Below are 24500 nucleotides of genomic sequence, written 5' to 3'. Positions count from 1 at the left end.
GCCGCCTTCCTCAACGGAGCTGTGGGCCGATCTAGGCCCGCAACCGTACATTCGCCGGATCCCACAAAGCCGCATCGCCGGCGACCACGGCCTTGACGCGTTGCCCGAAAACATCGACCTCCAACGCCTGCCCCGGCTCGGCCAGATCGGCCTGCAACACCGCGAGCGCAATCAGCTTCTCGCAGCGAGAACCATAGCCGCAAGAGGTGACATCGCCGACGATTTCGTCGCCCAAAAGCACATTCGCCAGATAGGGCGCGTCCTTCGGGTGATCCTCCAACTCCAGCACGGCAAAGCGGCGCGCAGAGCCCCGCTCGCGCTCGGCCAAAAGCGCGGCCCGGCCGATGAAATCGCTTTTCTCCCAATCGACGAACCGCGAAAGCCCCAGCTCCAAAGCCGTGTAATCCGTCGAAAGATCCTGCTTCCAGGCGCGATACCCCTTCTCGAGCCGCAGACTGTCCAAGGCATACATGCCGAAAGGCCGCAGCCCATGCGCCGCCCCAGCCTCGGTCACGGCGGCCCAGATCGCTGGCGTATCTTCGCGCCGGGAATGGATCTCCCAACCCAATTCCCCGGCAAAAGACACCCGCACCAGATGGCAGGCACGCCCGCCCAGAACGGCCTCTTGATGGCTCAGCCACGGTTGGCCCAGATCAGCCCCGGTCACCGCCGCCAACACATCGCGCGCCTTCGGCCCGGTCAGGATCTGGCAAGACCACTCCCGCGTCACATCGATCAGCGTGACGCCGCCATGGCCGGGCAAATGACGGAGCAGCCAGTCGCGATCGTGCCATTGCGCGGTCGCCGCCGTGATCAGCAAAAAGCGATCCTCGGCCAAAGTCATCACCGACATCTCGGTCACGACCCGCCCTTCTTCATCACAGAAATACCCAAGTCCGATGCGCCCGACCTTCGGAACCTTTCCGGTGATGAGCCCCTCGAGCCAAGCTTTCGCCTTCCCGCCGACAATCTCGAACCGAGAAAAGCCCGGCAGGTCCAAGATCCCCACCGCATCGCGCACCGCGCGGCATTCTTCGGCCACGCGAGCCTGCCAGGGGCCGTTGCGATCCCAGGTCAGCGTCGCCTCCTCCGAGGTATCGTCGCCCTCACGCGCATACCACAGCGCGCGCTCCCAGCCGTTATAGGGGCCGAATTGCGCGCCCAAAGCCGCGACCTCGTCATGGACCGCCGACTTTTTGCGGTCGCGTCCGGCGGGCCAGATGTGGCGCGGAAAATGCATCGCATATTCGTGGCCGTAAACCTCGAGCCCCTTGTCGACGCAGTAATCGGGATCGGCGTAATCGGTGAAGCGGCGCGGGTCGCAGGACCAGGCATCCCATTCCGGGCGGCCCTTGACGATCCAATCGGCGAGCAGTTTGCCCGCCCCTCCGGCCTGCGCGATGCCGAAGGTGAAGACGCAAGCCTCGAAGGCATTCGGCACGCCGGGCATCGGCCCGATCAGCGGATTGCCATCGGGCGCATAGGGGATCGGGCCGTTGATGACATTCGAGAGCCCCGCCGTGCCCAAAATCGGCACGCGCTCGACGGCATCGTTCAGATACCATTCCAGCCGGTCGAGATCGTCCGGGTAAAGCTGGAAGCTGAAATCATCGGGCATCGGATCGCCCGGCGTCGCCCAATGGGCGCGGCCATGGCGCTCATAGGGGCCAAGGTTCATCCCGGCCTTTTCCTGCCGCAGATAGTAGGACGAATCCACATCGCGCAAGAGCGGCAGCTTGTGGCCGACCTCTTTTGACCAGGCGGCGAGCTCGGGGATTTCTTCGAAGAGGATATATTGATGGCTCATCACCATCATCGGCACCTCGCGCCCGAACATCCGGCCGAGCTCCTGCGCGCGGTAGCCGGCCGCGTTCACGACATAGGTGGCGCGGATCTCGCCCTTGTCGGTCTCGACCACCCACTCCTCGCTTTCGCGCCGGACCGAGATGACCGAACAGAAACGCTCAATTCGCGCGCCCATGTCACGCGCGCCCTTGGCGAAGGCCTGCGTCAGCTGCGCCGGGTCGATATCGCCGTCGAGCGGGTCGTAAAGCGCGCCTTTGACGCCGTGGGTTTCAAGGAAAGGGTAAAGCTCACGGATGCGGTCGGGGCCAAGCAGGTCATACTCCATGCCCTGCCGCTTGGCCTGACCGATGGCACGGCGGAATTCATCCATGCGTTCTTCGCTATGTCCCAGCCGCAGCGAGCCGGTGACATGATAGTTCATCGGATAATCGACCTCGGCGCCCAGACGGCGGTAAAGCTCGGCCGAATAGCGCTGCATGTTCATCAAGGCAGAGCCGCCCGCGAAGGTCGGCACATTGCCCGCGGCATGCCAGGTCGAGCCGGAAGTCAGCTCGTTTTTCTCGACCAGAAGCGAATCCGTCCAGCCTGCTTTGGCGAGATGATAGAGGCACGAGACGCCCACCGCGCCCCCGCCAATAACCAGAACGCGCACCTTTTCCGACATAGCCGCCATATTCACTCCCCTTCCAGGCCGGATTGGACCCCATCCAAAAGGGTGAGATCGCTTCGAAAGCTATCTGGCCGTCGTGAAATTTCAAATGATTTCTTCATTTTTTAGAATTTATGTGCGACTATTATCTTGCTGTGAACAATTCGTCGTGGAAACCTGACAGCTCTGTCAGGCTCCTCGTCGGGTCTGAACAGACGCCGCTTTTCGCTTCTGAGAGGTCGTTCCAGACCTTTTTCCGACGCCATATGGGTGGTGAAATAACTGTTATCAACTCGCCGCCCTTTTGGGGCAAGCAACCGGATGACATGATGAGCCAGCCGCACCCTGCCAGCTCGCCCGCCCAGCAGGGTCGGGGCGGCCTGCCGAAAAACCGGTCAACCGGAGCGGCTCGGCGTATTCGTGGCATCATTTCTGCAGTTTTATCTGGCGATCTCGGCACGGGCTGTCATGCTCGGGGCATGGGCTCGGCCGATGGGATGGTCCGGCGAGGAAAATAGCATTCTGGGCAAGCGCGCCCCGCAAAAAGCACAAAGGCGGTCGCAGAGGAGCTGTGGCACCGCCGAACAAAACAGGGAGGAAAGATGAAGAAATTACTCGCGACCAGCTGCGTCCTTGGCTTCGCTGCCATGGCCCCGGCCGCTTTTGCCGCCGAGAGCTGCGGCAATGTCAGTATCGTCAGCATGACCTGGCAAAGCGCCGAGGTGCTGGCCAACCTCGATCAGTTCATCCTCAACAAGGGCTATGGCTGCAACGCCGAAGTCATTGTCGGCGATACCGTGCCCTCGCTCACCTCGATGGTGGAAAAGGGTCAGCCTGACCTTGCGCCCGAAGGCTGGACCGGTCTGGTCCCCGAAGTCATCGCGAACGGCACCAAAGAGGGCAAGATCCAGATCCTCGGAGATGCGCTTCAGGACGGCGGCCAGCAAGGCTGGTGGGTGCCCAAATATCTGGTCGACGCCCATCCCGATATCAAGACGATCGCCGATGCGCTGAAACATCCCGAGCTGTTCCCCGATCCGGAAAACCCCTCGCAAGGTGCAGTTTTCAACGGTCCGCAGGGCTGGGGTGGCACGCTGATCTCGACCCAGCTCTTCACCGCCTATGACGGCAAGGGCCATAACTTCAACCTCGTCGATACCGGCTCGGCGGCTGGTCTCGATGGCTCGCTCGCCCGCGCCTATGAGCGCAAGCAGGGCTGGATCGGCTATTATTGGGCGCCGACCGCGCTTCTGGGCAAATACGAGATGGTCATGCTCGACTTCGGCGTGCCCTATGACGGCGCGGAATGGGCGCGCTGCACCTCGGTCGCCGATTGCCCCGATCCGAAGCCGAACGCCTGGCCGATCGACAAGGTCGCGACGATCATCACCACGCCCTTTGCCGAGCGTGCCCCGGCGGATGTGAAGGATTATCTCTCCAAGCGCAGCTGGTCGAACAAGACGGTCAACGGCCTGATGGCCTGGATGTCCGACAACCAGGCCACTGGCGAGGATGGCGCCAAGCATTTCCTCAAGGAAAACCCCGATCTCTGGACGCCCTGGGTTTCGCCCGAGGCTGCCGACAAGATCAAAGCCGCGCTTTGATCTGACCCGAGACGCAGGCGGCCTCCTCCTCCCGGGGCGCGCCGCCTGCCCACCGCTACGCAAGAGCAACCCTTCCAGATAAGGCGGACGCATGGATTGGCTGTCTAAGTTTCCCGCGATCAGCGACGATACGCTGCGCGTGCTGAAGAAATCGATCGACGACGGATTTCGCGAATTTACCCGCGCCTATGGCGATTCGATCGAGGCCTTCTTCTCTCCTCTGCAAACGCTGATGATCTGGTCGGAGCGTCTTTTGACCCAGACGCCATGGTTCATCGTGCTGCTTGCGATTGTGGCCATCGTCTGGTTCGCCAGCCGGAACTGGAAGATCGTGGCACTTGCCGGGATCACGCTGGCGCTGATCGGTGCCTTCGGCATGTGGGACGATACGATGAAGACCGTGTCGATGATCCTTGTCTCGACGCTGATCGCCATCGCCGTCGGCCTGCCGATCGGGATCATGATGGCGCGCTCGCGCCGTGTGCAGGCGATCATCAACCCGATCCTCGACGTCATGCAGACCATGCCGAGCTTCGTTTACCTGATCCCGGTGGTCATGCTTCTGGGCATCGGCCGCGTGCCCGGCCTGATCGCCGTGGTCATCTACGCCGTGCCGCCGATGATCCGCCTGACCAATCTCGGCATCCGACTGGTGGACCGCGACGTGCTTGAGGCCGCTGATGCTTTTGGCTCGTCGAGCTGGCAAAAGCTCAAGAACGTGCAGCTGCCGCTGGCGCTGCCGACGATCATGGCGGGGATCAACCAGACCATCATGATGGCGCTGTCGATGGTCGTCATTGCCTCGATGATCGGCGTTCAGGGTCTGGGCCAACCGGTGCTGAAAGCGATTTCGAACCAGTATTTCACGCTCGGCCTCTTCAACGGTTTCGCCATCGTCGGCATTGCGATCATCTTCGACCGCGCCAGCCAGGCCTTTGGCCGTCGCCTGCAAAAACACATGGAGCTCGCCAATGACTGAGGACAAAACCGGCGCATCCATCGAGATCAAGAACCTCTACAAGATCTTCGGCTCGCGCGCCGAGGCCATGGTCGACAAGGTCCGCAATGGTCTGGGCAAAGCCGAGCTCAACCGCGAATTCGGTCATGTTCTGGGCCTGAACAACATCAACCTCTCGATCCCGGCGGGCTCGATCCAGGTGGTGATGGGGCTGTCGGGCTCGGGGAAATCGACCCTGATCCGCCACATCAACCGCTTGATCGACCCCACTGCGGGCGAGGTGCTGGTCGATGGCGTCGATGTCGTGAAGATGAACCGCGAAGAGCTTCGTCAGTTCCGCCGCCTGCAAACCGCGATGGTCTTCCAGAAATTTGCGCTGCTGCCGCATCGCACGGTTCTGGGCAACACGGTCTATGGCCTTGAGGTGCAGGGCGTCGACAAGAAGACGCGCGAAGACACCGCGATGCGCTGGATCGAGCGTGTCGGGCTGAAGGGCTATGAGAACCATTACCCGAGCCAGCTTTCGGGCGGGATGCAACAGCGGGTCGGTCTGGCGCGCGCGCTCTCGAACGATGCGCCGATCCTGCTGATGGACGAGGCTTATTCGGCGCTCGATCCGCTGATCCGGGTCGATATGCAGACGGTGCTGCTCGATCTGCAAAAAGAGATCCGCAAGACCATCGTCTTCATCACCCACGATCTCGACGAGGCGCTGCGTCTGGGCGACCAGATCGCAATCCTGCGCGACGGCAACCTGATCCAGCAGGGCACCAGTCAGGACATCGTCCTGCGCCCCGCCGATGAATATGTCGAAAGCTTCGTCAAGGAGGTCAACCGCGCCAAGGTCATTCAGGCGCGCGCCTTGGCCGAAGCGATCGGCGATCCCTCGGGCTGGCCGGATCTCACCATCCACGAGGGCGAGACGCTGGAAGATGCCGCGCGCCATTTCACCCGGATCGGCGCCGAGCATGTCACCGTGGTCACCAGCGACGGCACCCGGCTGGGCGTCCTGTCGATGCGCCGCACGCTTGAGGCGATGGTTGCAGAATAGACCCGCGCGGCTGGTTCAATAGACCGGCGGCGACACGACCCAGATCACCACGGCGGGCTCTTCGCCGTGGTTTTCCCATGAATAGGCGCGGTTGATGAACTGGAAACTGTCGCCCGGCTCCAGATCGACAGACAGCTCGCCGATCCGAAGCGACAGCCGCCCCGAGACCAGAATCCCGCCATCTTCCTTTTCGCGCGCCTTGACCTCGCCGCCGCTGGTCGAATGCGGCGCGAAGACCGATTTGATCATCTCGAACGAGCCGCTGAGCGAGGGCGAGAGCAGCTCTTCGGTCAGCCCGCTTTCATGCGAGCCGATCGCCATGCGATCCGCCGCGCGCAGGATCAGCCCCTGCTCTTCCTCGGCGCGGCTGGCAGAGCGGAAGAAGAAGCTGATATTGATGCCAAAGAAATCGGCAATCGCGCCCAGATCACGAACCGAAGGCGCCGTCTGGCCGCGCTCGATCTGGCTCAGCCACCCCAGCGAGCGCCCGACCGCTCCGGCCAGCTCTTTCAGCGTGATGCCCCGACCGCGGCGCAAAGCGCGAATGTCGTCGCCGATCTGTTTGCTCATCTGGCCCCCGTCTGCCGCCGTCCTGACGCCGGGGCGCCGTGGTCAGATTGTCATGCCGGATCGCGGTTGGAAACGCAAAATCCTGAAGGGCGCGACAATCCTTCCTTAATAATGAAATTTCTGATTGAAATTTCATTTGAGGCACGGCAGGCTGAGGGCAATCTTCCCCCGCCTCATCTCTGGAACGCATATGTCCGATATTCCCTCGAAGGCCCGCGTCGTCATCATTGGCGGCGGCATCTCTGGCTGCTCGGTCGCCTATCATCTGGCGCAACTCGGCTGGACCGATATCGTGCTTTTGGAGCGCAAACAGCTGACCTCGGGGACGACCTGGCATGCGGCGGGGCTGATCGGGCAATTGCGCGCCAGCCAGAACATGACCCGGCTCGCGAAATATTCGGCCGATCTTTACACGCGTCTCGAGGCCGAGACCGGGCTGGCGACGGGGTTCCGGCAATGCGGCTCGATCTCGGTCGCGCTGAGCGGTGAGCGCCGCGAAGAGCTGTGGCGGCAGGCGAGCCTCGCCCGCGCTTTCGGCGTCGATGTGACCGAGCTTTCGCCAGCCGAGGTGCTGAACCTCTACCCCCATCTCAACATCGAGGGCGTCACCGGCGGCGTGCACCTGCCTTTGGACGGGCAGGCCGATCCGGGCAATATCGCGCTCGCCATGGCCAAGGGTGCGCGCATGAAAGGCGCCCGCATCATCGAGAACGTCAAGGTGCAGGCGGTGACCGCCAAGGACGGTCGCGTCACCGGCGTTGACTGGGTGCAGGGCGGCGAGCAGGGCCATATCGCCGCCGATCATGTCGTGAACTGCGGCGGCATGTGGGGGCGCGAGCTTGCGGGCCAGAACGGCGTGACCCTGCCGCTTCACGCCTGCGAGCATTTCTATATCGTCACCGAAAACATCCCCGAACTTGCCCAATTGCCCGTGCTGCGCGTGCCCGACGAATGCGCTTACTACAAAGAGGATGCGGGCAAGATCTTGTTGGGCGCCTTCGAGCCGACCGCTAAACCTTGGGGGATGAACGGCATCTCAGAGGATTTCTGTTTCGACCAGCTCCCCGAAGATTTCGACCATTTCGAGCCGATCCTCGAAAAAGCCGTGGCCCGGATGCCGATCTTGGCGGAGGCCGGGATTCACACCTTCTTCAACGGCCCCGAAAGCTTCACCCCCGATGACCGCTACTACCTCGGCGAAGTCCCCGAGCTCGGTAATTACTGGGTCGCGGCGGGCTATAACTCGATCGGCATCGTCTCGTCCGGCGGCGCGGGCATGGCTTTGGCGCAATGGATGAACGACGGCGAGCCGCCCTTTGATCTCTGGGAGGTCGATATCCGCCGCGCCCATCCGTTCCAGCGCAACCGGCTTTACCTGAAAAACCGCGTGACCGAGACTCTGGGCCTGCTTTACGCCGACCATTTCCCCTATCGCCAGCCCGCCACCGCGCGCGGCATCCGCCGCAGCCCGGTCCATGAGCAGGTCAAGGCGCAGGGCGCGGTCTTTGGCGAAACCGCCGGTTGGGAGCGCGCGAATTGGTATGCGAACGAAGGCCAGGAACGCGAATACCGCTATAGCTGGAAGCGCCAGAACTGGTTCGAGAACCAGCGCGCCGAGCATCTGGCCTTGCGCGAGGGCGTCGGCCTGATCGACATGTCCTCTTTCGGGAAAATCCGGGTCGAGGGCCGCGATGCTTTGGCCTATCTGAACCATCTTTGCGCGGGCGAGATGGACGTGCCGGTGGGCCGGATCACCTATAGCCAGATGCTGAATGCGCGCGGCGGCATTGAAAGCGATCTGACCGTGACGCGGCTTGGCGAAACCTCGTTCCTGCTGGTGGTGCCGGCCGCGACCCTCCAGCGCGATCTGGCGTGGCTGCGTCGCCATATCGGCGAAAGCGCGGTCTCGGTCATCGATATGGGCGGGAATGAGGCGGTCTTTTCGCTGATGGGGCCGAAATCGCGCGAGGTTCTGTCGCGCGTCTCGCCCAATGATTTCTCGAACGACGCGCATCCCTTTGGCTGGGCGCGCGAGATCGAGATCGGCATGGGCCTCGCCCGCGCCCATCGCGTGACCTATGTCGGCGAGCTCGGCTGGGAGCTTTACGTCAGCGCCGATCAGGCCGCCCATGTCTTCGAGACGCTGATCGAAGCCGCGCCCCAACTCAAGCTTTGCGGCATCCATGCGATGGACAGTTGCCGGATCGAGAAAGCCTATCGCCATTTCGGCCATGACATCACCGATGAGGATCACGTGCTCGAGGCCGGTCTCGGCTTTGCTGTCCGCACCGCCAAGCCGGATTTCATGGGCCGGGAGGCGGTTCTGCGCAAGCGCGAGGCGGGGCTGGCGCGTCGCCTGATGCAGTTCCGGCTCACCGATCCCGAGCCGCTGCTTTTTCACAACGAGCCGATCCTGCGCGATGGCAAGATCGTCGGCCAGCTCAGTTCGGGCAATTACGGCCATGCTTTGGGCGGCGCGATTGGTCTTGGCTATGTGCCCTGCACCGCGCCGGGCGAGAGCCCCGACGAGATGCTGGCTTCAAGCTATCAGATCGAGGTCGCGGGCCAGATCTTTGCCGCCGAGGCCAGCCTGACGCCGCTTTACGACCCGAGCGGCGCGCGCATCAAGGCCTGACGCTTGGCTACCGCTCGAAGTCCCGATCGAGCGGCCAGAGCGGGCGTGGCGCGCGGAGATAGGGCCGCCGCTCGGCGCGCGGCGTCGCCAAAGCGCCCGCGTCGCAGATGATGACCTTGCCCGCGATGGGCTCGAAGGCGGCGCGGAAATGTTGCATCGACTTCAGCGCCAGCACGCGGCGCTGGGTCGGCTCGATCCCGAAGGCACGGAGCTGCTGCAGATCGACCATCTGCTGCGCCTCGGAGACGATCAGCACCTCGATCCCGCCCAGATCCAGCACTGCGGTCGGCCCGAAACTATGCGCAAGCCCGCCCTGAATCGGCCCGTCTCCGGTATAGGCCCCGTCGGAAAGATGACGAATCACGCCCGTCACCTCGATCGGCCCGCCACCAAAGCGCGGATCGCCCTTGCCGCCGATATGCAGCGTGACGGTCTCGCCTTCGCGGTGGCGGTGCAACTCGGCCGCGGCCTCGGGGTCGATCATCGGCGTGAACACCGCGCCGGTGACGCCCGCCGCCATCAGCCCCGACAGAAGCGCGGTGGAATCGCCATAGGAGCCCGCGCCGGGGTTGTCGGCATAATCGGCGATGACGAGGGGCTTTTCGCCGGTCCAGCCTAAAGCCTCGGCAGCGGCCTCATCGACCTCGATGAAAACATTGCGCTTTTTCAGCCGCCCATCCCAGATCTGCGCGGCGAGATCCTCGACCAGAGCCTCGGCTTCGGCCTGCTGCGTCGGGTCGCGCCGGTCATAGGTCGCAAGCACCGTTGGACCGGCGCAGGCGACATCCGCGCCGGTAAAGGCCGCATTGACCGAAACCGCCAGCAGCCCGCTTGCTTCGGCGGCGCTGGCGCGTTGGTAAAGCGCAAAGGTCTCGGGAATGTCGCTGCGCCCGGAATTCGCCTCATCGAGCATCGGCACATGGGCGCGCGCGGTGCGGGGCGCGATCTCGCCCTTCATCGCGCGGTCCAAAAGCCGCGCCGCATGGGTGCCGGTTTCGCGCATATCGACATGGGGATAAGTCTTGTAAGAGACGAAAATCTGCGCGCGCTCGACCATTTCCTCCGAGACCATCGCGTGCAGATCGAGCGTCACCGCAATCGGGATTTCGTCGCCCAAGACCTCGCGCAGAAGCCCCAGAAGATGGCCTTCGCCGTCCTGACAGAACTCGGGCACCATCGAGCCGTGCAGGCCCAAAAGAACGCCGTCAAGCTGACCCTGATGGGCGCGGGCCTTGTCGAGAATTACCCCGGCGATATGGTCGTAAGCCGCCTGCGTCACCTGCCCGCCCGGCACGGCATGGGCGGAAATCGCATGGATCACCCGCCAGCCCGCAGGCCCGGCCACGTCGAGAAACCCGGCGAGCTCGGTATTCGCGGCCCCGCGCGCGGCAAAAGCCGCCTCGCCGTAGTGCAAAGCATCGACCTGAAACTGCGGCAGATCGGTGCGGTAGCGCGAGAAGGTGTTGCTTTCATGCATGAATTCGGCGGTCAGGACGGTGAAGCTCATCGGGGCTCAATCGGCAAGGCGCACGCGGTGATCGGGGCCGATCTCGGCCAGCGCGCTGGGTTCGGGGGGAAGGCTTGGGTCGGGACGGGTCGCGACATCGGGCGAGAAACGGCGGCCCGGCGGGATCGGAGCGGCGTCGGGAATAGCGCACGCGCCGGTCAGGATCGCCTCGGCATCGGGGACCGAACCGATCAGACGGCGCGTATAGGGATGGGTCGGGCGGTGAAAGACCGACTGCCAGCCGCCCTCTTCAACGACACGGCCGAAATACATCACCGCAACGCGGTCGCTGACATGTTCGACCACCGAAAGATCGTGCGAAATCATGATGTAGCTGAGCTTCAACGTCTCTTGCAGCTCCATCAGCAGGTTGATGATCTGCGCCTGAATCGAGACATCAAGCGCCGAAACCGGCTCGTCCAGCACAAGGATTTTCGGATCAAGCATCAGCGCGCGGGCGATCCCGATCCTTTGGCGCTGCCCGCCCGAAAACTCATGCGGAAAGCGTTTCGCGTGATCGGCTTGCAGACCGACGCGGGTCAGCATCGCAGCGACCCGTTCGCCAACCTCCGTCCCCGAGGCCAGCCCGTGCAGCTTCAACTGCGCCGCCAAAGTCGAGCCGATGGTCTGGCGCGGATTGAGCGAGGCATAGGGGTCCTGAAAGACCATCTGCGCGATCCGCGCGCGCTCTTTGCGGCCCGGCGCGCCGGGGCCGTTCAGCGGCTTGCCTTGGTAAAGCACCTGCCCCGAGGTCGGTTCTTGCAGGCCCATGACGGTCAGCGCGGTCGTCGATTTGCCGCAACCGGATTCGCCGACGATGGACAGACATTCGCCTTCGTTCAGCACCAGATTCACGCCCTCGACCGCGCGCAGGATGCGGCGCGGGCCAAAGGGCGTCTGGCGCGGCAACGAGAAATGCACGCTGAGATCGCGGATTTCGAGAAGCGGCGCGCTCATGCCATCACCCCCGTTCGCGGCCCGCGCGGGGTGATCAGCGTCGGTGCCTCGCGCCCGCGATCCTTGTCCGCAACGACCTCGTCAAGCTCGGTCAGCCGCCCCCTTTCGCCCGGCTGACGCAAGCCCAGACGCGGGCGCGCCGCCAACAGGCCGCGCGTATAGGGGTGCAGGGGATTGGTGAAGATATTGCGGGTGTCTTGCTCCTCGACCAGCCGGCCGCGGTCCATGACGCCGACGCGCTGGCACATATTGGCGATGACGCCGAGGTCATGGCTGACCAGCAGCACAGCGGTTCCCTCGGCCCGGCAGAGGTCCGCCATCAGTTCCAAGACGCCCGCCTGCACCGTCACATCCAGCGCGGTCGTCGGCTCATCGGCGATCAGAAGCGCCGGGCGGCAGGCGAGCGCAATCGCGATCATCACGCGCTGACGCATCCCCCCGGAGAGCTGGTGGGGATAGGCGCGAGCGCGTTCCTCGGGCGCGGGGACGCGGACGCTTTCCAAGGCCTCGACGGCTTTCGCGCGCGCCTCGGGCCAGCCCATCCCGCGATGGATCACATACATCTCGGCAATCTGGCGACCGATGGTGACCAAGGGGTTCAGCGCGGTCATCGGTTCCTGAAACACCATCGCGATGCGGTCGCCGCGCAGCTTGCGCCGCTCGCGCGGGCGCATTCCCAACACGTCGCGGCCCTCGAAATGGATCGTGCCACCGGTCACGGTCAACGGGGATTTCAACAGCCCCATGACCGCCAGCCCGGTGACGCTTTTGCCGGAACCGGATTCGCCCACCAGCCCATAGGTTTCGCCGGGCAGGATGTCGAAGGAAACGCCATGCAGGATCGGAAACCGCTTGCCGACGCCAAGGCGCAGATTGCGCACCGAAAGGATCGGATCGGGAAGAAAATCGCTCATGCTTTCCGCGTCCTCATATGGGGGTCCAGCATGTCGCGCAGCCCGTCACCCAGCAGGTTGAAGCCGAGCACGGTGACGAAGATCGCGAGGCCCGGGAAGATCGCGGCCCAAGGGGCGACGCGGATCAGCTCGCGCGCATCGGTCAGCATATTGCCCCAGCTTGGCTGCGGCGGGCGGATGCCGACGCCCAGAAACGACAGCGCCGCCTCGGCCAGAACCGCGCCGCCGATGCCAAGGGTCGCGATAACCAACACCGGGCCAAGGATATTCGGCAGAATCTGGGTGCGCATGATGTTGGCATCGCCAAAGCCCGCGGTCTTGGCCGCCTGCACAAAGCCCTGATTTTTCAGCGAAAGCGTCGAGGAGCGCGCGATCCGGCAGGTCCAGGACCAGTTGGTCACGCCAAGCGCGATCAGAAGGCTCGGGAGCCCCGGCCCCAGCACCGCCATAATCGCCAGCGCAAAGACCAGCGAGGGGATCGCCAGCATGACATTGGTCAGCCCGTTGACGAGATCATCCCACCAGCCGCCGAAATAGCCCGCCGAGACGCCAAGCGCCGTGCCGATCACCGAGTTGATGAGCTGCGAGATCAGCCCGACGGTCAGCGAGACCTGCGCGCCGTAAAGCACGCGCGAGAAGACATCGCGGCCCTGCCCGTCGGTGCCCATCCAATGCTCCCAGCTTGGCGGCATTTCCGAATTCATCAGATCGGCATCCATGATCGGATCGAAGGGCGCGAGAAAACGGGCAAAGACCGCGCCCAGAATGACCAGAGTGACCAGCACGAGGCCAAGGGTGAAATTGAAACGAAGGCGCATGGTTCAGCTCACCTTGATGCGCGGATCGATCACCGCATAGGCAATGTCGACCAGCATGTTGATGACCAGAAACCACAGCACGATCACCAGAACCGCGCCCTGCACCACCGGAATGTCGCGCGCGGCCACGCTATCGACCAGCAGCGAGCCGATGCCGGGCCAAGAGAACAGCTTCTCGATGACGATCGCCTGCCCCATCAGCGCGCCGATTTGCAGCCCCATCGTCGTCAGGATCAGCACCAGCACATTGCGCGCGACATGGCTTTTGACCAGACGCGGCTCGGATAGGCCCTTGGCGCGCGCCGTGCGCACGAAATCGGCGTTCATCACATCGAGCACCCCGGCCCGCGTCGTCCGCGCGAGCAAAGCCATCGGCGAAACCCCCAAGGCCAGCGCGGGCAGGATGATGTGTTTGAGACTGCCCGGCTGATACCCAAAGCTCGGCAGCCAGCCCAGATGCAGCGCGAAGACATACATCAGCAGCAGACCCAGCCAGAACTCGGGAACCGACAGGCCCGAGACCGCGACCATCATCGTCCCGGTGTCGAACAGACTGCCAGGCCGCAGCGCCGCCATGAAGCCCAGAGGAATCCCCACCACCGCCGCAAAGCCCATCGCGAAAAGCGCAAGCTTCACCGAGGGCCACAGTCGCGGCTCGATCACGTTCCAGACCGGCTCTCGGGTGCGATAAGAGATCCCGAGATCGAAATGCAAAAGCCCCCAGAGGTAATTGCCCAACCGCACCAGCAAGGGCTGATCCAGCCCCAATTGCTCGTTCAGATGCGCCAGCGTATCGGCATTTGTGGCATTGCGACCCTCGGCCATCAGGCTCGAGATGAAGCTGCCGGGGATGACGCTGAAGATCACGAAGATGATCAGCACGACCGCAAGGATCGTTGGGATCATCTGCAATGTCCGGCGAAGGATGAAGCCCATCATCTTTGGGTTCTGCCTTTCGTTGGTCTTGGTCTGGGGCGCGCGGCGAGGCGCGCGAGGAAGGAACGGCCCGGTTGCGGGCCATTCCCGATGCGTCAGCCGATCACTTGCGCGAGGCGGGCGCGGTGTCGTCGATCCAGATATCCTCGTAATCCTGAACCGCGAGCTCCATCGCATTGGCCTTCAGCCCGTGGACCCAAGGCTGATAGGCCATAACCGCCTTGTTATAGTTGAAGAACCAGACCGGCGCTTCTTCTTGCAAGAGGTTGTTGGCCTGTTTCAGCAGCTCGTTTTGCTTGGCGGGATCGGTTTCCTCGCCCGCCTGATCGATCAGCTTGTCGAAATCGGCATTGGCAAATTTCACGTAGTTACACGCGGCCTGCGAGGTCTTCGAATGGAAGCAGGTCAGATATTTCAGCGCATCCGGCCCCGAGGAGTTCGACCAGATGAAGCTTTCGAAATTGTCCGAGACGATCTTGTCGGACAGGACCGGGCCCTCGACCGGATCGGTCGTGACCTCGACGCCGACTTTGGCGAGCATCGGAATGATCGCCTCGACGATCGGCACGCCCCAGCTTTCGTTGGGCGTCGCGGTGACCGAGAATTTCAGGCCCTTTTCATAGCCCGCTTCCTTCAGCAGCTCTTTGGCCTTCTCGGGATCATAGGAATAGGGCTTGGCATCGTGGTCAAAGGCGGGCGAGGAAATCGGCAGCCACGAGGTCGCCTGATAGGCCTTGTCCTTGAGCAGTTTCTTGACGATCACCTCGCTGTTGATGGCATGGTTGATCGCTTGGCGGACGCGCTTGTCCTTGAAGGCCTCGACCTTGGGGTTGAAGCCGATGTTGCGGGTATAGACCTCGGCGACCTCGAGGATATGGTCCTTCAGCGCCGCATCCTGACCGTAGGCTTCATATTGCACCGGGCCCAAAACGTTGGCGTCGATCTCGCCATTGCGGAAAGCCACGTCGCGGGCCGCAGCCTCGCCCATCAGCATGATGTCGAGCTTCGCGAGATGGGGTTTGCCCTTCTCGAAGTAATCGTCGAACTTGACCAGCTCGACCTTCGAGCCCGGCACATAATTCGCCAGTTTGAACGGGCCAAGGCCGTTCGGTTTCGAGGCGAGCTGATCCTCGGGGTAATCCTTGGAATAGATCGGCGCATAGTTCGACATCAGGTTCCAACCCGGATCGGAGAGGTTGGTCACGGTGATCTCGACGGTGCGGTCGTCGATCTTTTTCACGCCCGAAATGTGATCGGCCTTGCCCGCCTGAAACTCTTCGACGCCGGCGATTTGCAGCATCTGCTCGGCGCCGGTCAGGGCCTTTTTCGGATCGGCAATGCGGTTGTAGCTCCAGACCACGTCATCGGCATCCAGCTTATCGCCGTTGTGGAAGGTCGCCTCGCGCAGCTTGTAGGTATAGGTCTTGCCATCCGCCGATTTCTCGACCGATTCCGCCAGATCGAGCTCGGGCTTGCCGCTTTCCGGGTTCCATTTGTAGAGCGAACGGTTCATCGCCTTGGCGACGATTTCGTCCTGCGTATGCGGCGTCGCGGTGATGTCGAGCGAGCCAATGGACGAGCCATAGGGCGCGGTAAAGACAAAGGTCCCGCCGTCGCGCGGGGTGGCGTCTTGCGCAAGCGCGAGGCTTGCGGTTCCCAGCGTCAGCGCGGCCATCAGGCCAAGTCGGGTCAGCATGTTCTCTCTCCCTGTTGGGGGCATTTTGCCCCCATTGTTGATCTTGTTGCCGTCCGTCTTCCCGGCGCGCAGCTCTCCTCAGGCCTGCGCACCGATCCTGTCATGGACGATGCGCCCGTCCAGAATGGTCATCTCGCAGCGGGTGTCGCGCAGGATCGCCTCGGGCGAAGCCGTCAGCAGATCATTCGAGAAAACCGCGATATCCGCCAGCATTCCGGGCTCGAGCCGCCCCTTCACCTTTTCGGCGCCCTGCGAATAGGCACCATGCTCGGTATAGGCGCGCAGAGCCTCTTCCGGCGTCAGGATTTCCGAGGCATCCATCACCGTGCCCTTATGGGTCTTGCGCGTGATCATCGCGTAAAGATCCGGGAAGGGATTGGGCGAGCACACCGGGCTGTCGCTGCCGGTCGAGGGCTTCATGCCAAGCTGGTCCCAGGTCCGGATCGGATAAGAGCGCAGGCCGCGTTCCTCGCCCAAAACCGCGACATAGGCATCGCCGAAATCATAGATGAACGCCTGCTGCGGCGCGGGCAGCACGCCCGCGGCCAGCATGCGCTGGTTCATTGCATCATCGACATAGCCGCAATGCTCGATCCGGTGGCGGTGGCTGTGATCGGGATTGGCGGCGCGCACACGTTCATAAGCGCGCACAAGTTGGTCAATCGCGGCGTCGCCGATGCCGTGGCAGACCATCGTATAGCCCATGCCGGTATAGCGATCGACCAGCTCGAACAGCTGATCGTCGGGCAGCATCCGCACGCCGAAATTCTGTGGCTCGCCCTGATAGGGCTGGCTCATCCACGCCGTGCGCCCGCCCGCCGAGCCATCGGTGAAGATCTTCACGCCGCCGATGCGGAACATGTCATTGCCCGCGCCGGTGACCAGCCCGACGGCATGGCAACGCTCGACGATCGACGAACCGGGATCGCCCAGAAGCGTCGCCCAGACCCGCACCGGCAGACGGCCGTCGCGGTCGGCGAGATGATAGGCTTGGATCTCGGTCATGCCGTCGATATGGCCGGTCGCGGCATCCATGCAGGAGGTGATGCCATATTCGATCAGATGGCGGCCCCCGGCCTCGATTGCCTCGATGATGTCCTCCAGCGAGGGCGTGGGCTGGACGTGATAGACGAGGTTTTGCGCGTTCTCCGCGAGCAGCCCGGTCAACCGCCCCTCGGCCCGCCCGATCAGCCCGCCGTCTGGGTCGGGCGTCTCGAAGGTGATCCCGGCCAAGGCCAGCGCCGCCGAATTCGCGACGGTGATATGGCCGCAAGCCCGCGTCACCGAGACCGGATGATCGGGCAAAGCCGCATCGAGTTCCTGCGCCGTCGGCATCAGCCCATCGGGATAGCGCGTCTGGTCAAAGCCGCGCGCCTGCACCCATTCGCCTTTCGGCGTATCCGCGGCCCGCGCCTGCAAGGCCGCGATCAGTGCCGCCCGCGTCGGCGCGGCATCAGCGGTCGCATCAACCTGCCCGCGCAACAGCCCGGTCGAGATCAAATGAAGATGCGCGTCATTCAGCCCCGGCATGGCGAAGCGACCGCCCAGATCGACGACCTGCGTCTCGGGCCCGATCAGCGCGGCGATCTCGTCACTGCGGCCCAGAGCCAGCACGCGATTGCCCTTGACCGCGACCGCCTCGGCAAGGGGGGCGCCATAGCCCGGCCAGATCTTGCCATGGCGAAGCACAAGGTCAGCAATGATCGGAAACGTCATGGTATCAGCTTTCTTCCCTCGGTCGTCCGGTTGATCCGGCCGCTTGTCTTCAGGAATGAAGCGCGAAACTGGTCACAGCTGTCAAGAGACTGACAAAGGACAGGTTTCTGATCCGCTCGCCCCTAGCCGCTTGCCGCGACCACCCGACTTTCGCGCAGCATCCCCTTTTCTTCGAGGATCGGATAGGCGACCGAGGCGACATGGGCGTTGATGCGCTTGAGATCGCGCAGCAGATCCATATGGATCGAGCTGGTCTCGATCGTCTCGACCCGGCCTTGCCGCACCCGGTCGAGATGCTTTTCCGCCGAAGCCTCTTCGATGCGGCGGACATTGACCTTGGCCTCGACCAGCTTTTGCGCCAGCGTCAGATCGCGCGACAGGAAGATCGCCTGCGCCATGCGCAGATTGTCCCGGGTCTGGTGGAAGAAGCTGTCGATCTCGGCCAGCCCCTCGGGCGAGAGGCTCAGCTGTTTGCGCGCCTTCTTGTCCAGAAGCTCGGTCAGGCCGGATTTGATGATATCGCCGACCTGCTCAAGGTTGATCGCATAGGAAATGATCTCATTGGCCTGCTTGCTGTCGGCCGGATCCAGCTCGGACAGGGTCATCCGCGCCACATAAAGCTTGATCGCCTCATGCAGCTTGTCGACTTGCTGCTCCAGCGTGGCGATGCGGGGCGCGAGGCTATCATCGGGCGCGGCCACCGCCTTCATCGCATCATCGAGCATCTCGGCCACGATATCGCCCAGCCGCAACGTCTCGCGCTTGGCCACCGCCAAGGCGAGCTCTGGCGTGTCGAGCAGGCTTTCATCGAGATAGGACGGCCGCTCGCCCTGCGCGCTGGGGTGATCGGGCAGGATCCGCACCACCAGCTTGCCGATGGGCGTGATCAGTGGCAGGAAGATCAGCAAAAGCGCGATATTGAAGGCAATATGGGCGATTGCAGGCAGGCTGCGCGCATCGCCGGTCAGCCGGATCAGCAGGTCGGCAATCGGCGCGGCCAGCACCGTGACCACCAGCGCACCGATACCGCGCACGATCAGATTGGCCAGCGTCAGACGCCGCGCCTCGACGCCCTCGCCCGCGACGGCAAGCCAAGGCGGGATCGCGCCACCCAGATTGGCGCCCGCGACCAGATAGATCGCCATAGCCGGAGAAATGATGCCGCCCCCCGCCAGAACCATCGCCAAAACGATGACGGCAAGGCTCGACGAGGCCAGCACCGCAAGCCCTGCCGCCATCAGAACCGCAAGCAAGGGCGCATTGCCAAGCGCGCTCAGAATGGTCGCGACCAGCGGTGAATCGCGCAAAGGCAGGGTCGCCTCATCCATCAGCCGCAGCGCCAGCAGCATCAGCCCCAGCCCGAGGATCGCCCGCGCCACGCCTTTCGAGGTCGTCCCCGTCGCCGACATCGACATGGCGACGCCGATCAGGATCAGCACGCTGCCAAAGGCGCTGACATCGGCCGAGAGCACCAGCGCGACGATCGAGGTGCCAAGATTGGCCCCCAGCATCACCGCCTGCGCCATCCCCAGCGAGATGAACTCACGCGCCGCGAAAGAGGCGGTGATGACCGCGACGGCGGTGCTCGATTGCAGCGCGAGCGTCGCGATAAAGCCCCAGAAGGCCGCCAGAACCCGGTTCTTGGTGCCCTTGGCGATCCATTGCCGCAGCGAGGCCCCGAAGGCGCGCATAATGCCAAGCTTGATCTGCCCCAGCCCCCAGAGCAGAAGCGCCGCAGCGCCAAGGATATTCACGAGCTCGATGGTCGGATTCAAAGCGCGATACCTGTGTCACGGCGCAGCATCCCGCGCCAGACTCGCGATAGTGCGCAGCCTCGGCGACAATGACAAGCAGATGACAGATCGAAATTGATCGGTTCAGGGGCGCACCCGCGTGGTCATGCGGAACACATCGACCGGGCAGGAATCAATGCAGCCGCCGCAATTCTGGCAATCGCCATGCAGGATCAGGCGGGTGTCGTCTCCGCTGCCTTTCAGCGCGGGGACGATGACATGGGGCTCGGGGCAGATGTTGAAACAGGCGCCGCAATCGGTACAGGCCTCGCGGTCGCGGGCCGAGACCCGGACAAGGCTGACCCGCCCGAGCAGGCCGTAAAAGGCGCCGACCGGACAAAGATGGCTGCACCAGGCCCGCCGCGCCACGAAGAGATCGAGCAGAAACACCGCAAGGATGATGACCCAGCCGATGCCGATCCCGGTGATGAAAGCGCGCTGCAACAGGCTGACCGGGTTCAGGAACTCCCAGGCGATCGTGCCGGTCAGCGCCGAGGCGATCAGCGTGCCCGCCAGAATGAACAGTCGCGTGCGCTTGTCGAGTTTGCGGTCCCGCGTCAGTCCGGTCTTTTCGCGCATCCAATAGGCGGCATCGGTCACGACATTGACCGGGCAGACCCAGCCGCAATAGGCGCGCCCGCCGACCAGAATATAGATCGCGGCGATCAACAGCGCGCCGGTGATCGCGGGCAGGATCGGCCAATGCCGCCCGACCAGCGATTGCAGGAAAATATAGGGATCGCTCAGATCGACCAACCCGAGCAACTGACTGGAGGCGAAGTTGCCGCGTGCGATCCAAAAGCCGAGAAGCGGCCCGGTCATGAAGATCGCCAACACAAAGATTTGTGTCATGCGCCGCAGGAACCACCACTTATGGGCCCGCGTCACGCCATGCGCCTCGACCCCCAGCCGACGGCTGTCAGAGATCCACCAGCGCAGCATCAGAAGTTTCTCCCGGCGCGGTTGCGACCCTTGCCACCCAGACCCAGATCGCGCGGCAGGACGCGGATCGCGGCATGGCCCAGCACGCATTGCTTTTCGCAGGTGCCGCAGCCGGTGCATTTGTCGGAATGCACGACCGGGATCTTGAGCTTACGCCCGTTGATCTCTTGATCCTCAAGCGAAATCGCCTCGCCCCGGATAGGACAGACGCGCACGCAGATCGAGCAGTTCAGCCCCTTGTAGTTCAGGCAGGTCTCATGGCCGACGAGCACGGCCACGCCCATATTGGCGTCCCTGATCGAGGGCAGATCGCGGTCAAGCGCCCCGGTCGGGCAGGCCTTCGCACAGGGAATGTCCTTGCACATATAGCAAGGCGTTTCCCGCGCGGTGAAAAACGGTGTGCCCAAAGGCGCGCCCTCGCCCCATTCGGCGAGCGAAAGCGTGCCATAGGGGCAGGCCTCGACGCAAAGGCCGCAATGGACGCAGGCCACCTGAAACGCCGCCTCGGACAAGGCTCCCGGCGGGCGCAGAGCGCGCGCATCGACCGGATCGGCGGATTTGATGAAGGCCGCCAGCGAGAAGCCACCCAGACAGGCGACCCCCGCAGCTTTCGCGGTTTCGGTAAGAGCCTGACGGCGGGTGACCTTGCGTTTGCTGGGTGCCATTTCCGTTCTCCTGCCGGACCGCACCGAGGCGGTCGCTCAGTTCGCTGCCTCCACGCGCAGCCGTGCCGCTTCGCGCTCGGCCTTCTGCTCGGCGAGCAGTGGCTCATAGCGCTTGTCCGTCAGCGTCTCGAGGAAGGCGACCAACGCATCGACCCGTTCATCGCTGACCGTCAGCCCCGACCGCAGCTCTTTCATCGCCAGATTCTCGGGAACCTCGGGGTCGCCCCAAGCCTCGCCGGTTTCCGGGTTGATCTGCCATTTCGGATTGTTGGTGGTGTATTTGTTGTAAAACACCACCGCCGTGCGCAGATCCTTGAAAACCCCATTATGCATATAAGGCCCGCTCACGGCGACATTTCGCAGGGTCGGCACCTTGAATTTACCCTTTTGTGAAGGGTCATCGAGCCCGGGATGTCCGGCAAGGCCGGGATCGACAAAGCCGTCACCCTTGCCGTTCAGCGCGCGGACCTCGTGGTTCACCGGAATGCCGATGTTGCGGTATTCGGAATTGGTGAAGGTCTCATGGGTCTCGACGCCCTGCGTGCGGATCTGGTGGCACAGGCGGCAGTTCCAGGTCAGATAGACGGTATAGCCGAATTCTTCCTGCTTGGTCAGCTTCTCTTCGCCGCGCAGATAGCGGTCGAAGCGCGAATCGAAGGGCGAGAATTCCGGCGTGCTTTGATAGGCGGCAAGTGCTGCGGCGGCGTGATTGAACGCCTGCTCGACATCGCCAAGCGCATTCGGGCCATAGATCCGGTCAAAGCTTTCGACATAGGCGACGTTCTGGCGCAGCCGCTCGACCACAGCGGCCTTGTCGGGCATCCCCATCTCGACCGGGTTCAGCATCGGCTGACCGGCCTGCGCGGTCAGATCATCGGCGCGCCCGTCCCAGAACTGGCCGCCCTTGTATTCACCGCTGTCGGCGAGGTGGAACGAGGGTGCGCGCGAGACATAGCCAAGCGTCGGCGTGTTGCGATCACCAAGCGATTCCCCGTCATCGCCAAGCGAGACCGAGGTTCCGGCCACGCTTTCGCGCGGATCGACGAAAGCATGATCGGGGTCGTGGCAGGTCGAGCAGGATTGCGTGCCGTTCTTGGACAAAGCCGGGTCAAAGAAAAGCTGCGAGCCAAGGGCTGCCAGCATCGCCTGCTGATCGGCGGCGGCGGGCGCTTCGCTTTTCTCGCTCGAGGCAAGCCCCGCGACGACGGAGGCCGCCAAAACACCGGCGGCCGCGACACAGGCAAGGGTGCGGCGCGTCAACATGGCTGCACTCCGGAGGCATGGGCAGGCGTGCCATCGGCTTGAGCGGCCAGAAGCGGCCGCGCCGTCGTGGGCTGAGCGCGCTGACGCAGCTCGGCCTGAATGAGACGATGGGCGACCAGATCGGCCAGATTGGCGAGCTGCGCCAGCCGCTGCTGCGCGGCCAGACTGTCCGAGAGCGCCGCCAGAACGCCCTCGGGCGCGGCCAGACGCTGCTGCTCGGGGCGCAGCACCTCGGCCAGATCGGCGAGCGAACGGCCCAAAAGCCGGTCCGAGAACTCCATCGCTCCGGCATGGATCAGCATTTCTTGCGTCACCGCGAAATCGCTTTGGCCCGCACCCGCCAGCGCAGGCGCGCCGCCGAGGGCCGCATGGATCAGCGCATAAGCGGCAAGCAGGCGGCTGGCCGCGTCCGGCGCATTGCGCGCGCGCTGGAACAGCTCGACATAGGGCGCGAGATCGCTGGCGATCGGGGCCAGACGGTCGAAATCGAGATTCATCGCCGAGGGCCGGAACGGCGTGCAGCGCCAGCGCGCCGAATGGCCGGTATCGGCAATCCGCCAGCCGGCAATCGCCATGCCGCGACCGATTTCGGCCATATAGCGCAGCACGCGGCGCTGGAAATCATCATGGGCCCGATGCAGCGCATCCTGAGCCGAGATTGCGGGCAGGCGATAGATGACCTCGCTCAGCTTGCCCGCATCATTGCCGTGAAAACTGATGCGCATGCCCGGCGGGGTCGCGAGGGTCGCGAGCTCCTGACCTGCGGCGCTCGCGACAATGTCGAGCTCCCAGGCTTGGGTCACCGGGTTGCGCAGGAAGAAGCCAACCAGAAAATCCCTCTGGCTCTCGTCGGCGCGCGACATGCGGATCGACGCAGGGTCGCTTTCCGCCTTCAGCGAGGCGCGGATGTCATAGGGGATCCACATGGCCGGCTCCTTTCAGTTGCAGGTCACTCGACGATGACCTTGCCGCGCATGAACGGGTGCGGCGTGCAGTGGTAGGGGAATTCCCCAGCTTCGTTGAAGGTGACCGAATAGGCCTGTTCCTTCTTGAGCATCGGGCCTTTCAGCGCCGCTTCACCGGTCACACCAGCCTGAAACTCGACGTTATGGGGCATGGCTTCCTGGTTGATCCAGACGACGGTTTGACCCGGCTTGATCTTGATCTCAGGGGTTTCGTATTTCATCTTGGCGATGTTCACGACCACGGCATCTTTCGGCGCTTCAGCAGCGGCGACGGCGTCGTGCGAGGGAACGGTGACTTTGTCTTCAGCAAACGCGCCGGTTGCGCCGAGCGTTGCCAGGGCGAGAGCGGCCAGAAGCGACCGGGTTTTCATCCCAGAAATCATGTCTTTCTCCTTGGGAAATGTGAGGCGTGCCGGATGCAGGGGCATGGCCCCGCATCCGGCGTCGCTCATCAGCTGGCTTTGCCGACGATCGGCGAGATCGTGCAGTGATAGGTCATCGCGTCATCTTCTGCGCCGAAGCACCAGATGATGTCGTTGCCGAACTCCGGACGGTAGACCGGCAGCTCGCCCTCGGTGTTGAGGCAGGGGCAGCGGCCCGACACGTTCGCACCGCAGCAGTCGCGATAGGCGATCAGGTAGCTTTGGCCATCGGTCGGGTTGTAGCAGCTGGCCACCCACGACGCGGTCGCAAGCTTGGTGCCCGGAGGACAGGTGGTCAGCGAGCCGCCGGAGCAGTCGCAGATGTTGCCGTCGATCGAGCAGTGGCGCCAGTAGTTGCACGACTGAACGTCATGGTCCTGCGGCTCCCATTTGCCACGGGCCTCACGCGGGCCGGGCGCATGGGTTGCGCCTTCGGCGGCAGCGCGGCTGACGCGGCCACGGCGGTCAACCGGCAGCAGCGGCACAATGGCCACACCAGCGACTGCGGTTCCGATCTTGCCGATCACGCTGCGGCGGCTGGTGCGACCAGCAACGCGGCGCGACAGTTTCTCGACCATATCGTCGAATTTGAAATTCCCCAGCATCGATTATCCTCCCTCTGCTCGGGGTTGT

20 protein-coding genes are annotated in these 24500 nt (G+C 63.5%); 4 read left to right on the top strand and 16 right to left on the bottom strand.

The annotated features are described in order from the left end of the window. Positions 1-31 precede the first annotated feature (31 nt). Entirely contained in the window at positions 32-2479 is a 2448-nt protein-coding gene (locus tag JCM7686_RS00645; protein ID WP_020948936.1) for a GcvT family protein, read from the bottom strand. A 578-nt stretch (positions 2480-3057) separates the two neighbouring features. Between JCM7686_RS00645 and JCM7686_RS00640 the strand changes: the two genes are divergently transcribed. The 3 genes from JCM7686_RS00640 (at position 3058) to JCM7686_RS00630 (ending at position 6068) form a co-directional block, all read left to right on the top strand. Further along, positions 3058-4059: an ABC transporter substrate-binding protein gene (locus JCM7686_RS00640; protein ID WP_020948935.1), complete on the top strand. Its 1002-nt coding sequence runs from the start codon at positions 3058-3060 to the stop codon at positions 4057-4059. 91 nt (positions 4060-4150) lie between these two features. Further along, the gene (locus JCM7686_RS00635; protein WP_020948934.1) at positions 4151-5038 is read left to right on the top strand and encodes an ABC transporter permease; all 888 of its coding nucleotides are present in this window, start codon (positions 4151-4153) and stop codon (positions 5036-5038) included. Next, positions 5031-6068 (top strand): quaternary amine ABC transporter ATP-binding protein, encoded by a 1038-nt coding sequence (locus JCM7686_RS00630; RefSeq protein WP_020948933.1) that lies wholly within the window; start codon positions 5031-5033, stop codon positions 6066-6068. The genes JCM7686_RS00635 and JCM7686_RS00630 overlap by 8 nt, the downstream gene beginning before the upstream one ends. 15 nt (positions 6069-6083) lie before the next feature. On the opposite strand, the gene JCM7686_RS00625 is transcribed toward JCM7686_RS00630, so the two are convergent. Continuing rightward, positions 6084-6638: a helix-turn-helix domain-containing protein gene (locus tag JCM7686_RS00625; protein WP_020948932.1), complete on the bottom strand. Its 555-nt coding sequence runs from the start codon at positions 6636-6638 to the stop codon at positions 6084-6086. A gap of 190 nt (positions 6639-6828) precedes the next feature. On the opposite strand from JCM7686_RS00625, the gene JCM7686_RS00620 reads away from it, so the two are divergent. Then, positions 6829-9273, top strand: coding sequence for a GcvT family protein (locus tag JCM7686_RS00620; RefSeq protein WP_020948931.1), 2445 nt, complete (start codon positions 6829-6831; stop codon positions 9271-9273). Between the two features lie 7 nt (positions 9274-9280). Here the strand turns inward: JCM7686_RS00620 and JCM7686_RS00615 are convergent, their stop codons facing one another. From JCM7686_RS00615 to mauA, 14 genes are all read right to left on the bottom strand, one after another. Next, positions 9281-10780: a M81 family metallopeptidase gene (locus JCM7686_RS00615; protein WP_020948930.1), complete on the bottom strand. Its 1500-nt coding sequence runs from the start codon at positions 10778-10780 to the stop codon at positions 9281-9283. A 6-nt stretch (positions 10781-10786) separates the two neighbouring features. Beyond that, on the bottom strand, positions 10787-11737 hold the full coding sequence (locus tag JCM7686_RS00610) for an ABC transporter ATP-binding protein (RefSeq protein ID WP_020948929.1): 951 nt from the start codon (positions 11735-11737) through the stop codon (positions 10787-10789). Further along, entirely contained in the window at positions 11734-12651 is a 918-nt protein-coding gene (locus JCM7686_RS00605; RefSeq protein WP_020948928.1) for an ABC transporter ATP-binding protein, read from the bottom strand. The genes JCM7686_RS00610 and JCM7686_RS00605 overlap by 4 nt, the downstream gene beginning before the upstream one ends. Next, a complete protein-coding gene (locus JCM7686_RS00600) occupies positions 12648-13469 on the bottom strand; it encodes an ABC transporter permease (protein ID WP_020948927.1) in 822 nt (273 codons plus the stop codon). The genes JCM7686_RS00605 and JCM7686_RS00600 overlap by 4 nt, the downstream gene beginning before the upstream one ends. A 3-nt stretch (positions 13470-13472) precedes the next feature. Continuing rightward, positions 13473-14405, bottom strand: a complete 933-nt coding sequence (locus JCM7686_RS00595) for an ABC transporter permease (RefSeq protein ID WP_268935167.1) — start codon at positions 14403-14405, stop codon at positions 13473-13475. A 103-nt stretch (positions 14406-14508) separates the two neighbouring features. After that, a complete protein-coding gene (locus JCM7686_RS00590; RefSeq protein ID WP_041527028.1) occupies positions 14509-16101 on the bottom strand; it encodes an ABC transporter substrate-binding protein in 1593 nt (530 codons plus the stop codon). A 78-nt stretch (positions 16102-16179) separates the two neighbouring features. Beyond that, positions 16180-17817, bottom strand: a complete 1638-nt coding sequence (locus tag JCM7686_RS00585; RefSeq protein WP_020948924.1) for an amidohydrolase — start codon at positions 17815-17817, stop codon at positions 16180-16182. Positions 17818-17939: 122 nt separating this feature from the next. Continuing rightward, positions 17940-19592 carry a Na/Pi cotransporter family protein gene (locus tag JCM7686_RS00580; protein ID WP_020948923.1) on the bottom strand — a complete coding sequence of 551 codons (1653 nt, stop codon included), beginning with the start codon at positions 19590-19592 and terminating at the stop codon, positions 17940-17942. Positions 19593-19694: 102 nt separating this feature from the next. After that, complete coding sequence (gene napH / locus JCM7686_RS00575) at positions 19695-20552, bottom strand: quinol dehydrogenase ferredoxin subunit NapH (RefSeq protein ID WP_020948922.1); 858 nt, start codon at positions 20550-20552, stop codon at positions 19695-19697. Continuing rightward, positions 20552-21217, bottom strand: coding sequence for a ferredoxin-type protein NapG (gene napG, locus JCM7686_RS00570; RefSeq protein ID WP_020948921.1), 666 nt, complete (start codon positions 21215-21217; stop codon positions 20552-20554). The genes napH and napG overlap by 1 nt, the downstream gene beginning before the upstream one ends. 36 nt (positions 21218-21253) lie before the next feature. Further along, positions 21254-22480, bottom strand: a complete 1227-nt coding sequence (locus tag JCM7686_RS00565; protein WP_020948920.1) for a cytochrome-c peroxidase — start codon at positions 22478-22480, stop codon at positions 21254-21256. Next, on the bottom strand, positions 22474-23406 hold the full coding sequence (gene mauJ, locus JCM7686_RS00560; RefSeq protein WP_020948919.1) for a methylamine utilization protein MauJ: 933 nt from the start codon (positions 23404-23406) through the stop codon (positions 22474-22476). Before mauJ ends, JCM7686_RS00565 begins: the two co-directional genes overlap by 7 nt. 23 nt (positions 23407-23429) lie before the next feature. After that, the gene (locus JCM7686_RS00555) at positions 23430-23897 is read right to left on the bottom strand and encodes an amicyanin (RefSeq protein ID WP_236635859.1); all 468 of its coding nucleotides are present in this window, start codon (positions 23895-23897) and stop codon (positions 23430-23432) included. After that, positions 23897-24472 carry a methylamine dehydrogenase (amicyanin) small subunit gene (mauA, locus tag JCM7686_RS00550; RefSeq protein WP_020948917.1) on the bottom strand — a complete coding sequence of 192 codons (576 nt, stop codon included), beginning with the start codon at positions 24470-24472 and terminating at the stop codon, positions 23897-23899. Before mauA ends, JCM7686_RS00555 begins: the two co-directional genes overlap by 1 nt. Positions 24473-24500: the final 28 nt, after the last annotated feature.

The sequence above is a fragment of the Paracoccus aminophilus JCM 7686 genome (assembly GCF_000444995.1).
In the GTDB taxonomy this organism is placed as follows: Bacteria; Pseudomonadota; Alphaproteobacteria; order Rhodobacterales; family Rhodobacteraceae; genus Paracoccus; species Paracoccus aminophilus.
Note: the sequence above shows the minus strand (reverse complement) of the source record. Positions and strands in the feature narration are given on the sequence as shown.

Bases quoted from the DNA above. Each gene is read 5' to 3' on its own strand.
- JCM7686_RS00645 (WP_020948936.1), bottom strand. From the start codon at position 2,479: ATGGCGGCTATGTCGGAAAAGGTGCGCGTTCTGGTTATTGGCGGGGGC.
- JCM7686_RS00625 (WP_020948932.1), bottom strand. From the start codon at position 6,638: ATGAGCAAACAGATCGGCGACGACATTCGCGCTTTGCGCCGCGGTCGG.
- JCM7686_RS00610 (WP_020948929.1), bottom strand. From the start codon at position 11,737: ATGAGCGCGCCGCTTCTCGAAATCCGCGATCTCAGCGTGCATTTCTCG.
- JCM7686_RS00630 (WP_020948933.1), top strand. From the start codon at position 5,031: ATGACTGAGGACAAAACCGGCGCATCCATCGAGATCAAGAACCTCTAC.
- napG (WP_020948921.1), bottom strand. From the start codon at position 21,217: ATGGCACCCAGCAAACGCAAGGTCACCCGCCGTCAGGCTCTTACCGAA.
- JCM7686_RS00605 (WP_020948928.1), bottom strand. From the start codon at position 12,651: ATGAGCGATTTTCTTCCCGATCCGATCCTTTCGGTGCGCAATCTGCGC.
- napH (WP_020948922.1), bottom strand. From the start codon at position 20,552: ATGCTGCGCTGGTGGATCTCTGACAGCCGTCGGCTGGGGGTCGAGGCG.
- JCM7686_RS00640 (WP_020948935.1), top strand. From the start codon at position 3,058: ATGAAGAAATTACTCGCGACCAGCTGCGTCCTTGGCTTCGCTGCCATG.
- JCM7686_RS00600 (WP_020948927.1), bottom strand. From the start codon at position 13,469: ATGCGCCTTCGTTTCAATTTCACCCTTGGCCTCGTGCTGGTCACTCTG.
- JCM7686_RS00590 (WP_041527028.1), bottom strand. From the start codon at position 16,101: ATGCTGACCCGACTTGGCCTGATGGCCGCGCTGACGCTGGGAACCGCA.
- JCM7686_RS00585 (WP_020948924.1), bottom strand. From the start codon at position 17,817: ATGACGTTTCCGATCATTGCTGACCTTGTGCTTCGCCATGGCAAGATC.
- JCM7686_RS00595 (WP_268935167.1), bottom strand. From the start codon at position 14,405: ATGGGCTTCATCCTTCGCCGGACATTGCAGATGATCCCAACGATCCTT.
- JCM7686_RS00565 (WP_020948920.1), bottom strand. From the start codon at position 22,480: ATGTTGACGCGCCGCACCCTTGCCTGTGTCGCGGCCGCCGGTGTTTTG.
- mauA (WP_020948917.1), bottom strand. From the start codon at position 24,472: ATGCTGGGGAATTTCAAATTCGACGATATGGTCGAGAAACTGTCGCGC.
- JCM7686_RS00620 (WP_020948931.1), top strand. From the start codon at position 6,829: ATGTCCGATATTCCCTCGAAGGCCCGCGTCGTCATCATTGGCGGCGGC.
- mauJ (WP_020948919.1), bottom strand. From the start codon at position 23,406: ATGTGGATCCCCTATGACATCCGCGCCTCGCTGAAGGCGGAAAGCGAC.
- JCM7686_RS00555 (WP_236635859.1), bottom strand. From the start codon at position 23,897: ATGAGCGACGCCGGATGCGGGGCCATGCCCCTGCATCCGGCACGCCTC.
- JCM7686_RS00635 (WP_020948934.1), top strand. From the start codon at position 4,151: ATGGATTGGCTGTCTAAGTTTCCCGCGATCAGCGACGATACGCTGCGC.
- JCM7686_RS00615 (WP_020948930.1), bottom strand. From the start codon at position 10,780: ATGAGCTTCACCGTCCTGACCGCCGAATTCATGCATGAAAGCAACACC.